13 protein-coding genes are annotated in these 13793 nt (G+C 45.2%); 2 read left to right on the top strand and 11 right to left on the bottom strand.

What is annotated here, in order from left to right; translation table 11 throughout:
- Positions 1-40: 40 nt before the first annotated feature.
- The 9 genes from DFP81_RS01645 to DFP81_RS01605 form a co-directional block, all read right to left on the bottom strand.
- Positions 41-457 carry a GNAT family N-acetyltransferase gene (locus tag DFP81_RS01645; protein ID WP_115896012.1) on the bottom strand — a complete coding sequence of 139 codons (417 nt, stop codon included), beginning with the start codon at positions 455-457 and terminating at the stop codon, positions 41-43.
- A 12-nt stretch (positions 458-469) separates the two neighbouring features.
- Positions 470-1717, bottom strand: a complete 1248-nt coding sequence (locus DFP81_RS01640) for a cupin domain-containing protein (protein ID WP_115896011.1) — start codon at positions 1715-1717, stop codon at positions 470-472.
- Between the two features lie 119 nt (positions 1718-1836).
- Positions 1837-3207 carry an adenylosuccinate lyase gene (gene purB, locus DFP81_RS01635; RefSeq protein WP_115896010.1) on the bottom strand — a complete coding sequence of 457 codons (1371 nt, stop codon included), beginning with the start codon at positions 3205-3207 and terminating at the stop codon, positions 1837-1839.
- A gap of 207 nt (positions 3208-3414) precedes the next feature.
- A complete protein-coding gene (locus DFP81_RS01630) occupies positions 3415-5637 on the bottom strand; it encodes an NADP-dependent isocitrate dehydrogenase (RefSeq protein WP_115896009.1) in 2223 nt (740 codons plus the stop codon).
- A 282-nt stretch (positions 5638-5919) separates the two neighbouring features.
- Complete coding sequence (gene hflD, locus DFP81_RS01625; RefSeq protein ID WP_115896262.1) at positions 5920-6549, bottom strand: high frequency lysogenization protein HflD; 630 nt, start codon at positions 6547-6549, stop codon at positions 5920-5922.
- 32 nt (positions 6550-6581) lie between these two features.
- Positions 6582-7709 carry a tRNA 2-thiouridine(34) synthase MnmA gene (mnmA, locus tag DFP81_RS01620; RefSeq protein WP_115896008.1) on the bottom strand — a complete coding sequence of 376 codons (1128 nt, stop codon included), beginning with the start codon at positions 7707-7709 and terminating at the stop codon, positions 6582-6584.
- A gap of 75 nt (positions 7710-7784) precedes the next feature.
- Positions 7785-8177, bottom strand: coding sequence for an NUDIX domain-containing protein (locus DFP81_RS01615; protein WP_115896007.1), 393 nt, complete (start codon positions 8175-8177; stop codon positions 7785-7787).
- Positions 8113-8823 (bottom strand): pseudouridine synthase, encoded by a 711-nt coding sequence (locus tag DFP81_RS01610; protein WP_115896006.1) that lies wholly within the window; start codon positions 8821-8823, stop codon positions 8113-8115. The genes DFP81_RS01615 and DFP81_RS01610 overlap by 65 nt, the downstream gene beginning before the upstream one ends.
- A gap of 130 nt (positions 8824-8953) precedes the next feature.
- Positions 8954-9214, bottom strand: coding sequence for a cold shock domain-containing protein (locus DFP81_RS01605; RefSeq protein WP_115896005.1), 261 nt, complete (start codon positions 9212-9214; stop codon positions 8954-8956).
- 325 nt (positions 9215-9539) lie between these two features.
- Between DFP81_RS01605 and clpS the strand changes: the two genes are divergently transcribed.
- Both clpS and clpA read left to right on the top strand, forming a co-directional pair.
- Positions 9540-9887, top strand: a complete 348-nt coding sequence (clpS, locus tag DFP81_RS01600) for an ATP-dependent Clp protease adapter ClpS (protein ID WP_220342773.1) — start codon at positions 9540-9542, stop codon at positions 9885-9887.
- A 20-nt stretch (positions 9888-9907) separates the two neighbouring features.
- Positions 9908-12166 carry an ATP-dependent Clp protease ATP-binding subunit ClpA gene (gene clpA, locus DFP81_RS01595; RefSeq protein ID WP_115896004.1) on the top strand — a complete coding sequence of 753 codons (2259 nt, stop codon included), beginning with the start codon at positions 9908-9910 and terminating at the stop codon, positions 12164-12166.
- 129 nt (positions 12167-12295) lie between these two features.
- Here clpA and infA read toward each other — a convergent pair whose 3' ends face one another.
- Complete coding sequence (gene infA, locus DFP81_RS01590; protein WP_115896003.1) at positions 12296-12514, bottom strand: translation initiation factor IF-1; 219 nt, start codon at positions 12512-12514, stop codon at positions 12296-12298.
- Between the two features lie 236 nt (positions 12515-12750).
- Positions 12751-13473, bottom strand: coding sequence for a leucyl/phenylalanyl-tRNA--protein transferase (gene aat, locus DFP81_RS01585; RefSeq protein ID WP_115896002.1), 723 nt, complete (start codon positions 13471-13473; stop codon positions 12751-12753).
- Between the last annotated feature and the right edge of the window lie 320 nt (positions 13474-13793).

Raw genomic sequence — 13793 nt, 5'->3', positions numbered from 1 at the left:
ATATGAAGACTAATGTTCTTTTGGTTTAAAAGCCGAGAAGCTATATGTCTCTTTCCATGTGTACGTGGAGTTTTGTCGCCGATAAAAATACTTTGCCATCGGTTTTAAAGCCATGCTTCTCATAGAATAATTGAGCGTCTACCTGAGCCTCAAGAAACACTCTTCTGATACCCATTTCTCTAGCAACCTGAACTGCTTTGCGTAGCAGCATGCTGGCATAGCCTTGTCGGCGGTAAGCAGGCAATACGGCTAAGCGGCCGATTTGACCGTCCGCTAATAAGCGGCATACTCCGGTAGGAACAGCGGTCATACCGAAGGCAACAAAATGTACCGCCTCTTGATCGTGCTCATCCCATTCGTCTTCAGCTGGAATGCCTTGCTCAATAATAAAAACCTGCTTCCTAACAAAGGTGAGCTGGTCTTTGCTGCTGTTCCAATCCGAGGTTAATACGTTCAACTGGTTGTCCTTTTAATCGTCAGATGCAGTGAGTTCAATCAGGCCTTGTTGGCGAATCAGGAAGCGCAACAAGGGAATTAGATCGCTGTCTTGTTCTAAATCTAACCCTGAGAAATCAAACTCGGTTTCATTGCAAACCGCTTGTACGAAAATAGCTAGCTCACGATTCATAGTGATGCTATCGCCATTACAAAAAACCGTCATGCTTGTTCTGTTATCGTCTTTTGTATCGACACCTTCTAACGTCTGTTGGTTTTCAGACTCGTCTGTTTCAGGGTGATAATAGCTGATGCGAGCATCGCCTGGTCTAATAAAGGTGTGGCCAGCTAAGGCATTAGCGTACGCTTGCTCCAATTCTTGCTGATTCAGAGGCGCTAAGAATTCTGGGTATTTACTTTCACTCATGGTTTCGCCCAGCCATTGGGCGAGTACATCGGGCTGGTCGATTAGACGAACCAGTTGGCTTTGCAAATATTGAATGTCGCTTTTGTTGATTTGCGCACTGTGATCTCGAGTGCCGGCTTCCGGTGCGCAAAAGCGATCTTTCTGATTGATGTTTTCGCATAATTTATCGCGGATACCGGTTAAAGCGTCTTGCATGCTAGGGGCGCGAAAGCCGATGGAGTAGGTCATGCAATCGTTATCGAGGGCGCGCCCGTTATGGGCAAAGTTAGGCGGTAAATAGAGAATATCGCCTGCTTCAAGTTCCCAATCCATGGTGCTATCAACGGGGAAATTGTCCAATATATGCAGTGGAATGTCTTTGATTGCGCTGTCTTGGTACTGATCTGGCGCAAGTACTTGCCAACGACGTTTGCCCGCAACCTGCACTAAAAAAACATCGTATTGGTCATAATGAGGACCGACGCTGCCGCCTTTGGTGGCGTAACTAACCATTACGTCGTCTAGACGCCAACTTGGTAAAAATTGGAAGCGCTCTTTCAGTTCCTGAGCCTCAGGCACCCAATGGTCCACCGCTTGTACTAATAGGGTCCACTCCTGTTCAGGCAGTGTGGCAAAATCCTGTTCTGAGAACGGGCCTTGGCGTAACTCCCAAGGAGAGCTGCCGTTTTCTATGACAATCCGTGATTCGACCTCTTCTTCCATTGCCATGCCGGCCAGCTCATCAGCATCCAGTGGCACATCAAAAGCCACCAAACCTGAGCGAATAAGCAGTGGTTTTTTCTGCCAATACTCAGCAAGAAAGGTGCGCGCGGTCATGCCGCCTAAAATGGTCAGTGGTGCGTCTAGATCTATCATAAAAAGCTCACTCTAATGAAAGAGATAAAGGTACAGGGAGAGACAAAAAAGAGCCGATAAATCGGCTCTTTTTATCATTGAATGGTTAATTAGATTTCGCTAATTAAACCTAGCAATGGTTAGCGGATGGCTTTAGCTTGTGCTACCGCGTTGCCAATATAAGTAGCTGGCGTTAGCTTTTTAAGCTCAACTTTCGCTGCTTCTGGCATTTCTAGAGTATCAACAAAAGCTTCAATCGTTGCTTGGTCGATAGTACGGCCACGAGTCAGCTCTTTTAATTTCTCGTATGGTGATTCGATGCCGTAGCGACGCATCACGGTTTGAATTGGCTCGGCCAAGACTTCCCAGGCATTGTCTAGGTCAGCCGCTAAACGTGGCGCATTGATTTCTAGTTTGCTGATACCTTTAAGTGTCGCTTGATAAGCAATTAAGCTGTGGGCTAAGCCAACACCTAGATTGCGCAGAACCGTAGAGTCAGTTAGGTCACGCTGCCAGCGAGAGATTGGCAACTTAGCGCTCAAGTGGCCCATGATGGCATTGGCAATGCCCAAGTTACCTTCTGAGTTTTCGAAGTCAATTGGGTTAACTTTATGCGGCATAGTAGAAGAGCCGATTTCGCCCGCAATGGTTTTTTGCTTGAAGAAGCCCATTGAAATGTAGCCCCACACATCGCGATCAAAGTCGATCAGAATGGTGTTGAAGCGACAAATTGCATCGTACAACTCTGCAATGTAGTCGTGCGGCTCGATTTGCGTTGTGTAAGGGTTCCAAGACAAGCCTAAAGAAGTCACAAAGGCTTCAGCATGGGCTTGCCAATCTACGTCTGGGTAAGCAGAAAGGTGAGCGTTGTAGTTACCAACTGCACCGTTGATTTTGCCTAAAAATTCAACGTTTTCAATCTGTTTTAACTGACGACTAAGGCGCGCAGCTACGTTGGCCATTTCTTTACCAACGGTAGAAGGAGATGCTGTTTGGCCGTGAGTACGAGACAACATAGGTTGTTCGGCGTGCTCAATTGCTAGGTCTTGGATAGCGGTGATGACGTTTTTAAGTTCTGGAGCAATGCCTTCTTCCAGAGCTTCACGTAGCATCAAAGCGTGTGACAAGTTGTTGATGTCTTCTGAGGTACAAGCAAAGTGAACAAATTCAGAAATGGCCGCTAGTTCTGCGTTGTTCGCCATTTTATTTTTGATGAAGTATTCAACCGCTTTGACATCGTGGTTCGTGGTTTTCTCAATGTCTTTGATCGCTTGAGCGTCCGCTTCGCTGAAGTTGTCAGCCAATTGATCTAGCAAAGCGCTTGCTTCGTCACTTAGTGCAGGTACTTCAATAATTTGTGGGTGTTTGGCAAGAGCCTGTAGCCAGCGTACTTCCACAATGACACGCATACGAAGCAAGCCGTACTCGCTGACAGAGCGACGTAATACGTTGGTTTTCGATCCGTAACGACCGTCTATTGGGGAAATCGCATTTAAGCTAGTTAATTCCATTGAGATAACGCCTCGACCATGGTTTTCAGGGAGCCGCTATTATAGGCAAAAGGGGGGCGTACTTCTATGGTAGGGCACAGATTCGTAAACTTTTGTTGTAGCGGTTTTGCCCTAAAAACAAAAATCCCAAGCAGCTTAGCTACTTGGGATTTTTCAACTGGGTATTACGCGTGATTTACTTTACTAAGAAATCACTGGTATCCGAGTTTAAAGTGTTTCTAGAGCGCTGTTAAAGGTAGCGCTTGGGCGCATGATCTTAGCCACTTCGTTAAGATCCATGTGGTAGTAACCAGATAGACCAGACGGTTTGCCTTGAACCGCTGCAAGCTCTGCAACAATGGCAGCTTCGTTGTCTGCTAACTGCTTAGCAAGTGGCGCGAATTTCGCCGCAAGACCTGCATCTTCTGTTTGCGCTGCTAGCTCTTGAGCCCAGTACATTGCAAGGTAGAAGTGGCTACCACGGTTGTCCAATTCACCCGCTTTACGAGAAGGTGACTTGTTGGTGTCTAGAAGTTTGCCTGTTGCTTTGTCTAGGCAAGCCGCTAGGATTTTTGCTTTTTCATTGTTGTGCTTAATGCCCAACTCTTCAAAAGAAACCGCCACAGCTAAGAATTCACCAAGAGAATCCCAGCGTAGGTGGTTTTCTTCCATTAGCTGCTGAACGTGTTTAGGAGCAGAACCGCCGGCGCCTGTTTCATACATGCCGCCGCCTGAAAGCATTGGTACGATAGACAGCATTTTTGCAGAAGTGCCTAGTTCCAAGATTGGGAACAAATCTGTTAGGTAGTCACGTAGGATATTACCTGTTACAGAAATAGTGTCTTGGCCACGAATGATACGCTCCATAGAGAAACGGATCGCTTCGTTGTAGTTCATGATGCGAATATCTAGGCCGTTTGTATCATGCTCTGTTAGGTATGTTTCGACTTTCTTGCGAAGCTCGTTGTCGTGTGGACGCGCTTCTTCTAACCAGAAAACAGCAGGAGTGTCAGATTGACGAGCACGGGTCACGCCCAGTTTCACCCAATCGCGAATCGGAGCATCTTTAGTTTGGCAAGCGCGCCAGATGTCGCCTTTTTCTACTTCGTGTTGCATTAGGACGTTGCCTTGTGCATCAACCACGCGCATTGTACCAGCTTCGGCGATTTCGTATGTTTTGTCGTGGGAACCGTATTCTTCTGCTTTTTGAGCCATCAAGCCTACGTTTGGTACGGTGCCCATAGTTACTGGATCAAAGGCGCCATTGGTTTTACAGAAGTTGATGGTTTCTTGGTAGATGCGTGCGTAAGTGCTATCTGGGATAACCGCTTTAGCATCATGTGCTTTGCCGTCACGGCCCCACATTTTACCAGAGTTACGGATCATCGCTGGCATAGAAGCATCAACGATTACGTCGCTTGGTACGTGAAGGTTAGTGATGCCTTTGTCAGAGTCAACCATAGCGAGTTCAGGACGAGTTTTGTAAACGTCTTGAATAGCTTGTTTGATCTCTTCTTGTTTCGCTTCAGGTAGTGATTGGATTTTATCGTAAACACTGCCTAGGCCGTTGTTTGGGTTAACACCGATCTCTTTGAACAATTCGCCGTATTTTTCAAATACATCTTTATAGAAAACCGTTACCGCGTGACCAAATACGATTGGGTGAGACACTTTCATCATGGTCGCTTTAAGGTGAACAGACCACATGATGTTGTCTTCTTTTGCTTCTTGTAGAGACGCTTCAAAGAAGTCGCGCAACTTAGAGCAGCTGATTCTCATGCTGTCGATGATTTCACCGGCGAGCAATGGCAAAGATTTTTTCAGTTCAACAGTGCCGTCTTGTTTAACGAATTCAATGTTGACTGTTTGAGCGCTGTCCATAGTCAGGGACTGCTCAGAAGAGTAGAAATCGCCATCGCGCATGTAATCAACGTGAGAAACAGACGTTTTGTTCCATTTGCCCATAGAGTGAGGGTTTTTGCGAGCGAAGTTTTTAACCGCTGCTGGTGCGCGACGGTCAGAGTTACCTTGACGTAATACTGGGTTTACCGCACTACCAAGTACTTTAGAGTAGCGAGCTAGTACATCTTTGTCTTCGTCAGTTTGTGGGTTCTCTGGGTATTCAGGAAGGCCGTAACCTTCAGCATTTAGTTCTTTGATTGTTGCGTATAGCTGAGGAAGAGAAGCACTGATGTTAGGAAGTTTTACAATGTTTGCTTCTGGATCTGCTGTTAGGTCGCCAAGGAACTTTAGACCGTCTTCTGCTTGTTTGTCTGCAGGAAGCTTATCCGAAAACGCGGCAATTACACGGCTAGCCAAAGAAATGTCAGTTAATTTCAATTCGATGTCGGCTTCTTTAGCAAAAGCGCCAAAGATAGGCAGCAAAGAAGCGGTTGCCAAGGCTGGCGCTTCATCGGTGAAGGTATAGTAAATAGTTTGTTTTGTAGACATGTAATTCCCCTAACATTTAAGGCTATGTGGCAAATTAAAAGAAGATGGTGACTTCTGGTCTTCCTTCTCAAATTTCATCTGTGTACTAATGATTATTTTGGCCAATATACTACCTAAAAATATAGGGTAGAGATATTGGATAAAAATATACTCATAATAGATGTGAGTTATTCTCATTTAATCAAGGTGTTGTAACGGATAAATTTTTATTTTGCTGCGTGGCTCGCAAACAGAGTAAAAAAATAGCGCAAAAAAAAGGCCGTTGTCGGCCTTTTTGCTGTTTTAGATTCGTGCTTCTAATGCGTTTAGCAGAGATTTTCGTTTGAAAATTAAATGCCAACGTTTGCCGCCAAGTTGTCGCCAAAGCATCGCGGCGCGAACGCCGGCCAACAGTGTCGCCCGTACTTGGTTGGCAATAGCTGGTTGCTGCAAGTAACGGCTATCCCCATGAACCTGAATGCGAAAGGGCAATTTGCTCAGTGTATCTTGGTAAATGCCAGAGATGGCCGCCAGCATATTTTCATGCAGAATGTCTTCGTAATGGGACTTTTGGCGGTCAAGCTGATTGATGCCTTGGCCTAAAGCGGACAAGGTGTCAGGGGATTTTTGTAACTTGCTCTCTAAATGTATCAGGCTTAACGCATAGCGTAAGGTGTCTGGATTGACACTGCTGCGCTCCTTGCCAAGGGCTTGGCGAGTGATTCTTCGCCCAACTGCGAGATTGCTCTGGCAATCCCACTGGCCGCCATAAATACCCTCGGTTGTTTGGGCATTGACGAGCAATATGCTGTTAATCAAAGGCTTTAAACCATCGTTATCGAGCTGACCTGTTTTTGCTAGGGTAGCAACAAGTTCAGCCGCTTGGAAAATAGCGGATAAGGCAATGGTTTGCTCTTTTTCTCGTTGACTCACAATAAACAATCTCTCACATTAATTGGCAGGGTTTATTTGTTAAACGCGACATTGATGATGCCACCACCTAGGCATAAATCGTCGACATAAAAAACGACGGATTGCCCAGGTGTGATGGCGCGTTGTGGTTCGACAAAGGCAACTTCAACACGCCCGTCTGCTAGCTCGCTAATGGTGCAATCTTGGTCCGCTTGGCGATAGCGGCATTTTGCTTTACAGGTAAGCGGGAAGTTTGGCTTGCTGCGAGCGACCCAGTCAAAATTGTCCGCGATTAAATGGGTTTTAAACAGAGACTCGTGTTGCCCACCTTGAGTGACGAGCAAAACATTTCTGTCTAGGTCTTTCTCAACCACGTACCAGGGCTCGTCAGGGTAGTTGGATAAGCCACCAATGCCTAAACCTTGGCGTTGACCAATTGTGTGGTACATAAGGCCAAAGTGACGGCCAATTTTGTCACCACTTAGGGTTTCTATGTCGCCTGGTTGAGCCGGTAAATATTGTTCTAAGAAATCTTTAAAACGTCGCTCACCAATAAAGCAGATGCCAGTACTGTCTTTTTTATTGTGGGTGATTAAACCAAACTCTTCCGCCAGACGACGAACCTCTGGTTTTTCTAATTCCCCAACAGGGAATAATGTTTTGGCAATTTCGTCTTTACCTACCGCATGCAGGAAGTAACTTTGGTCCTTGTTAGCGTCTAGGCCTTTTAAGAGTGCCGGCTCGCCATCGCGTTCGCCACGACGTACATAATGTCCAGTAGCAATGTAATCTGCACCCAGTTCTAAGGCGTATTCAAGGAAAGCTTTAAACTTGATTTCTTTGTTGCATAAGATGTCTGGGTTCGGCGTTCGACCCGCTTTGTATTCCGCTAGAAAGTGTTCGAATACATTGTCCCAATATTCGGCTGCGAAGTTGGCGGTATGGAGCTTAATGCCGAGTTTGTCAGAGACGGCTTGAGCGTCAGCCAGGTCGTCCTTTGCCGTGCAATACTCGGTACCATCATCTTCATCCCAGTTTTTCATGAACAGGCCTTCAACTTGGTACCCCTGTTGCATCAGAATAAGCGCTGATACGGAGGAATCTACACCGCCAGACATACCTACGATGACTTTTTTATCGTGGTTAGCGGATGAGTCTAAGGGAGTTAGTTGTTCTGTCATGACCTATTTTTACTCTATTGTGAAGAGGCGTAGCCTCAATGAAAAGGATGGCGCTATTGTACTGTATTTTTCTTATCAGGGCACAGCGGACAAATGCTGATTTGATAGCAAAGATAAGGAGATAATGGGGTTATTTAATGAATCTTCAAGGCAGGTTTTAATTAACGGGCTGCGATGAGGCTGCGCCATGATTTCTTCAAAGGTGAGCCAATGAGAAGACACGATATCTGGGTCTAAGGCTGTGTTCGTGGGTGCCACAGGCTCACAGAGTACGCAGATTCTATGGTAGGTGTCAGCGCCTACAAAGGGGGTAAGGGCGTAGATGCCGAGCAGTCCAATAGGCGTAACTAGCCAGCCGGCTTCTTCTTTTGTTTCACGGATGACTGCCTCAAGAATACTTTCGTTATTTTCCACGTGACCGGCTGGTTGATTGAGAACGAGAGTGCCGTCTTGCCACTCCTTCACCATGAGATACTGTTGATCTTTTTTGACCAAAGCGGCGACGGTCAGGTGTGGTAGTCTTCCTCTTTCTTTGTTGTTCAAAGCGTGATACCTCAGTCAGTAATTCTTTGCTTGGTTCGACATGAACCCATTGGCCTGACGGCATGTTGTCCAGTGTGTAAGGCCCGATGGCATAACGGATTAAGCGTAAGGTTGGAAAGCCAACTGCTGCTGTCATGCGGCGCACTTGGCGATTTTTTCCTTCTCTAATTTGTAGGCTAATCCAGCTGGTGGGAATGGCTTCACGATGACGTACAGGGGGTGTTCTTGGCCAAACATCTGGCGTTGCTATGATGGCAGCTTGAGCTGGTTTGGTTAAACCGTCCTTTAAACTGACGCCTTGCTTTAATTGCTGCAGTGCGCTGTCGGTGATTTCGCCCTCGACCTGTACCCAGTAGGTTTTTGGCCACTTAAAGTCTGGTGAAGCGACAATGTGTTGAATGGCTCCCTGATTGGTCAGTAGCATCAGTCCTTCAGAGTCGTAGTCCAGTCGGCCGGCGGCATAAAAGTCAGGTAGATCAATAAAATCTGCCAGCGTGCTTTTGTCGTCATCGGTGGAGAATTGGCTTAATACTCGAAATGGTTTGTTAAATAAAATCAAATTTGAGGGCATGAATCGCTAAATCTAAATAATGAAAATCACATTGTTAAGCACTGAATCGATAGGCGAGAGAAAGCCCTTACTACTCAATAGAGGTGTAAGATAGCAAAATCAGTGGCTGATAGCGATGCTTCAGTACAAGCTAAGCGTGTTGCGCTGACACTGTAGAATCTTTGCTTTCTATGTTGCTGTCTGGTGGTGCCACAGGGGTAATATCGATGGCGTGTAGACCACGTTTACCCGGCTCAACTTGAAAGGTGACGGATTGTCCCGCTTTCAATGTTTTGTAGCCTTCTACGTTAATCGCAGAGTAATGAATGAATAAATCTTCATCGAACTCTTCACTAACGATAAAGCCATAGCCTTTTGCGTTATTGAACCACTTCACTGATCCACTATGCATGAGTCACTCCTTATCCACTCTCAAGTGTCGTTAATAATTAATAAATAGTTGCCTTGCCTCATAAGCCTTGACTGAGCTTTGAGTTTTGTTGCAACGTAGTTAAAACATCTATATGAACGAGGTTGCTAAATAGGTTCAAAGTGTTCTCAAGCATTCAGTGTTAGAATCTAATCTATCAACATTGATTGCGTATTTGATCCACTATTATTGAGCGTAGAAGTCGTTTTGTTATTTGTAAAATTTAAGTGGTGATATGTGTATTTTTTAACTTAAATGAACCAAATTTGGTGAATTTTGTGGAAAAGTGTAGCCTCAGAGGCATAGGATGATTGTAAATCAACAAATTAGACTAATATCAGAAGAAGATGAAGCGGGGAATTCTAATATCGCCCTTGCTCCTGAAGAAACAGAGTTAAAGCCGCCATCCATGTATCAGGTGGTGTTATTTAATGATGATTTTACGCCAATGGATTTTGTCGTATTTGTTCTTCAACGTTTTTTTTCAATGGATGGAGAGAAGGCCAATCAGGTAATGCTCGAAGTGCATCAAAAAGGGAAAGGCGTTTGTGGTATATACCCTTTTGATATTGCCGAAACGAAAGTAGCAATGGTACAACAGTTCGTAGAACAGAATGAGCACCCCTTAATGTGTGACTTAGAGAAAGTCGACTGATTCAGAGTGAGGGAATAGCAATGTTAGATAAAGAACTTGAACAAACCCTGAACAATGCCTTTAAAGCGGCGCGTGACAAACGCCATGAATTTATGACAGTTGAACACTTGTTGTTGGCATTGCTTGACAATGGTGCAGCATCAAGTGTCTTGACGGCTTGTGGTGTCAGCCTTGATACATTGAGTAAAGAGCTCGAAGAGTTCGTCAACAGTACGACACCACTGATCCCTGAAGATGATACTGAACGTGAGGTTCAGCCAACGTTGGGCTTTCAGCGCGTGTTGCAGCGTGCTGTCTTTCATGTGCAATCATCAGGTAAACGTGAAGTAACGGGTGCCAATGTGTTGGTTGCCATTTTTAGTGAGCAAGAAAGCCAGGCCGTTTATTTATTAAAACGTCACGGTGTTGCTCGTATTGATGTGGTCAATTATGTTGCTCATGGCATTTCAAAGCTGGGGGATGCTTCTTCCCAAGGTGCTGATCAAGAAGAAGAGGAAGCTGAAGACAGTTCAGCTGCACCACTACAAAAGTACGCAACCAACCTTAACGAAGAAGCTAAAGCGGGCAAAATTGATAAGCTGATAGGTCGTGAATACGAGGTAGAGCGTGTTATTCAAACGCTGTCTCGTCGTCGCAAAAACAACCCATTGTTAGTCGGTGAATCTGGCGTAGGTAAAACCGCCATTGCTGAAGGCTTGGCTAAACGCATTGTTGATGGTCAAGTGCCCGATGTGATTGCTGATGGGGTAGTTTACTCTCTTGATTTAGGTGCTTTATTAGCCGGTACTAAATACCGTGGTGATTTTGAAAAACGCTTAAAGCACTTGTTGGGTGAGATTAAAAAGCAACCGAATGCGATTTTGTTTATTGATGAAATTCACACCATTATTGGCGCCGGCGCGGCTTCAGGTGGGGTGATGGATGCTTCTAATTTGCTCAAGCCTGTGCTGAGTTCTGGTGGGTTGCGTTGTATCGGCTCGACTACTTTTCAAGAATTTCGTGGTGTGTTTGAAAAAGACCATGCCTTGGCCCGTCGTTTCCAAAAAATCGATGTTAACGAACCAAGTGTTGATGATACTTATCAGATCTTAAAAGGCATTATTGGTGCTTTTGAAGAGCATCATAAGATTAAATACGAAGAGCCGGCGTTATTGGCGGCCGCTGAGTTAGCGCAACGTTATGTGACCGATCGTCATATGCCTGATAAAGCCATTGATGTGGTGGATGAGGCTGGGGCATTCCAGCGTTTGCAGCCAGAAGATCAGCGTAAAGAGGTGATCACAGTTGCGGACATTGAAGACATAGTCTCTAAGATTGCTCGGGTTCCAGTGAGAGCAGTGAATTCCGATGATCGTCAGGTGCTGTCAAATCTAGAGCGCAACCTTAAAATGGTGGTGTTCGGGCAAGATAAAGCGATTGATTCTTTGTCATCTGCTATTAAATTATCAAGAGCTGGGTTAAAAGCAGAGCAGAAGCCGATAGGTTCTTTCTTGATGGCTGGGCCAACAGGGGTTGGTAAAACGGAAGTGACTAAGCAGCTTGCTAAACAGCTGGGCTTGGAATTGATTCGTTTTGATATGTCTGAGTATATGGAGCGTCATGCCGTATCGCGTCTGATTGGTGCACCACCGGGTTATGTTGGTTTCGATCAAGGTGGCTTGTTAACGGAAGCGGTAACCAAAAATCCACACAGTGTGGTGTTATTGGACGAAATTGAGAAGGCCCATCCAGAAGTCTTTAATTTGCTTCTGCAGGTAATGGATCATGGTACCTTGACGGACAATAATGGTCGCAAAGCGGATTTTCGCAATGTGATTCTGATTATGACGTCTAATGCCGGAGCAGAAGAGTTGGCTCGTCGTTCGATTGGTTTTTCTAGTCAAGACAATTCAACCGATGGTATGGAAGTGATTAATCGCACTTTCACTCCAGAATTTAGGAACCGACTGGATGCAGTGATTCAGTTCCAGCAACTTGATGAGCGCATTATCTTTAATGTGGTGGACAAGTTTTTGGTGGAGTTGCAGGCTCAGTTAGATCCAAAAGGGGTCTTGTTAGAAGTGTCTGATACAGCGAGAGGCTGGTTAGCGAATAAAGGCTATGATCGTCAAATGGGGGCTCGCCCAATGGCGCGGGTAATACAGGAGCATTTGAAGAAGCCATTAGCAGACCAAATTCTGTTTGGTGATTTAAACGAAGGTGGTCATGTAAAAGTGACGCTGGATGAAAAATTAGATGAATTGAAATTTGATGTGGTAAAAGAAGCTGTCGTCCATTAATTTGGCGGCAGTGTGTTTGCCCGTATTAAAATGAAACTTCATTTTTGACTTTTGCATAGATATAAAAAAACCGGACAAGTGTCCGGTTTTTTTATGCTGGTACTCAGCCCTCAAAGAAGGGCGAATAACTTAGCGAGAACGGTAAACGATACGGCCTTTACTTAGGTCGTAAGGTGTTAGTTCTACTTTCACTTTATCGCCAGTCAAGATGCGGATGTAGTTTTTGCGCATTTTTCCAGAGATGTGTGCGGTTACAACGTGTCCGTTTTCTAGTTCGACACGGAACATGGTGTTTGGCAACGTATCAATGATAGTGCCTTCCATTTCTAAGCTGTCTTCTTTTGCCACAATATGTGTCCTATGGTGTTAACTTTTAAATTAGTAGACGCCGACCATGCCTATTTGACGGTCTGCAGACAAGGAGAGGAGTGGTCTCTACTTCGGCCGATTGATCGCTAAAAAATGGACTTGCGTTGTTTAGCGACGTCTGAATTTTGATCGAGGCATATTTTGCCTAAAAAGACGACGTAAGGCAAACCCAGAAGGGCAATGCGTTGCGCTTATTTTAAACAATCGTCCTTTTTTTAGCCGAATGCCTCTAAATTGGTGAGAAATTGGTTTTTATTAGGGGTTGTGATGAGCCGAGCAAGAGCGGCAGAAAAGTCGTCTCTCGGCATTAATTGCGCACCTAGTGACAATAAATGATCGGATTCAACTTGGCAGTCAATCAGCTCTATCTCATACTCTTGAGCGAATTTACAAAACTGGTTCAATGCCAGTTTTGAGGCATTAGGGCACAACGAAAACATGGATTCGCCAAAAAACACCTTGCCCATGGCAACCCCATAAAAGCCGCCGACAAGTTCACCGTCAATTCTTGCTTCAATGGAGTGTGCATATCCTAGAGCGTGCAAGCTTTGGTAAGCCTGCTTGATGTCATCAGAAATCCAAGTTCCTTCTTTTTCGCGTAAGGCGGCGCAATGGCTCATAACCGATTGAAATTCTTGATTGAGGGTAAATGACCAGTTTTCTTTTTTGCTCGCTTTTCGCAGTGAGCGAGATTCGTGAAAATGTTGAGGTTGTAAAACGCATCGTTCTTTTGGGTGCCACCATAAGATAGGGTCTGGGTCGCTATACCAAGGGAAAAATCCTTTGCTATAAAGGTGAATAAGACGTTCTGGAGACAGGTCGCCGCCAACTGCAGATAGGCCTTCTGGGTCATCCAATGCTTTGCTTGGGTCAGGGGTCTCATCGATGCGTTCGGTCAATAAAATGAGCTCTTTGTCAGTGTTGTCTTGTTCTGGCATGGAAATATGAGCCTTAAGAAGGAAAAAGTGGCGATAGGGTAGGGCGCATTTTAGCGTGAATTAAAATGACAATAAAACCATCATTGCTCTGATTCTTTTACTAAACAGTCAGTGCTGGTTGTTATGCTGAGGTCGCACAGTCGGTCAGGATGTTTTTATCTGTCGCAATGGCTTAGAGGCTCTCTCTTGCGGAAGGCAAAAATGAATGACTGACCCATTGCCTGCCAGTTGTGTATGATCCGTTAATGGTTATTCGTATTATGCATTTGTGCGAAAGTTGCGCTCAGCCAGATGGTTGTCTTAGGTTTATGGGGCTGATT

This window comes from Marinomonas pollencensis (assembly GCF_003387375.1).
Lineage (GTDB): Bacteria > Pseudomonadota > Gammaproteobacteria > Pseudomonadales > Marinomonadaceae > Marinomonas > Marinomonas pollencensis.
This window is presented reverse-complemented; position numbering and strand designations above follow the sequence as displayed.

What these genes read in the sequence shown, in the direction of transcription:
- DFP81_RS01640 (WP_115896011.1), bottom strand. Translation starts at nt 1,717, where the DNA reads ATGATAGATCTAGACGCACCACTGACCATTTTAGGCGGCATGACCGCG.
- purB (WP_115896010.1), bottom strand. Translation starts at nt 3,207, where the DNA reads ATGGAATTAACTAGCTTAAATGCGATTTCCCCAATAGACGGTCGTTAC.
- DFP81_RS01630 (WP_115896009.1), bottom strand. Translation starts at nt 5,637, where the DNA reads ATGTCTACAAAACAAACTATTTACTATACCTTCACCGATGAAGCGCCA.
- mnmA (WP_115896008.1), bottom strand. Translation starts at nt 7,709, where the DNA reads ATGACAGAACAACTAACTCCCTTAGACTCATCCGCTAACCACGATAAA.
- DFP81_RS01615 (WP_115896007.1), bottom strand. Translation starts at nt 8,177, where the DNA reads ATGGTGAAGGAGTGGCAAGACGGCACTCTCGTTCTCAATCAACCAGCC.
- DFP81_RS01610 (WP_115896006.1), bottom strand. Translation starts at nt 8,823, where the DNA reads ATGCCCTCAAATTTGATTTTATTTAACAAACCATTTCGAGTATTAAGC.
- DFP81_RS01605 (WP_115896005.1), bottom strand. Translation starts at nt 9,214, where the DNA reads ATGCATAGTGGATCAGTGAAGTGGTTCAATAACGCAAAAGGCTATGGC.
- clpS (WP_220342773.1), top strand. Translation starts at nt 9,540, where the DNA reads ATGATTGTAAATCAACAAATTAGACTAATATCAGAAGAAGATGAAGCG.
- clpA (WP_115896004.1), top strand. Translation starts at nt 9,908, where the DNA reads ATGTTAGATAAAGAACTTGAACAAACCCTGAACAATGCCTTTAAAGCG.
- aat (WP_115896002.1), bottom strand. Translation starts at nt 13,473, where the DNA reads ATGCCAGAACAAGACAACACTGACAAAGAGCTCATTTTATTGACCGAA.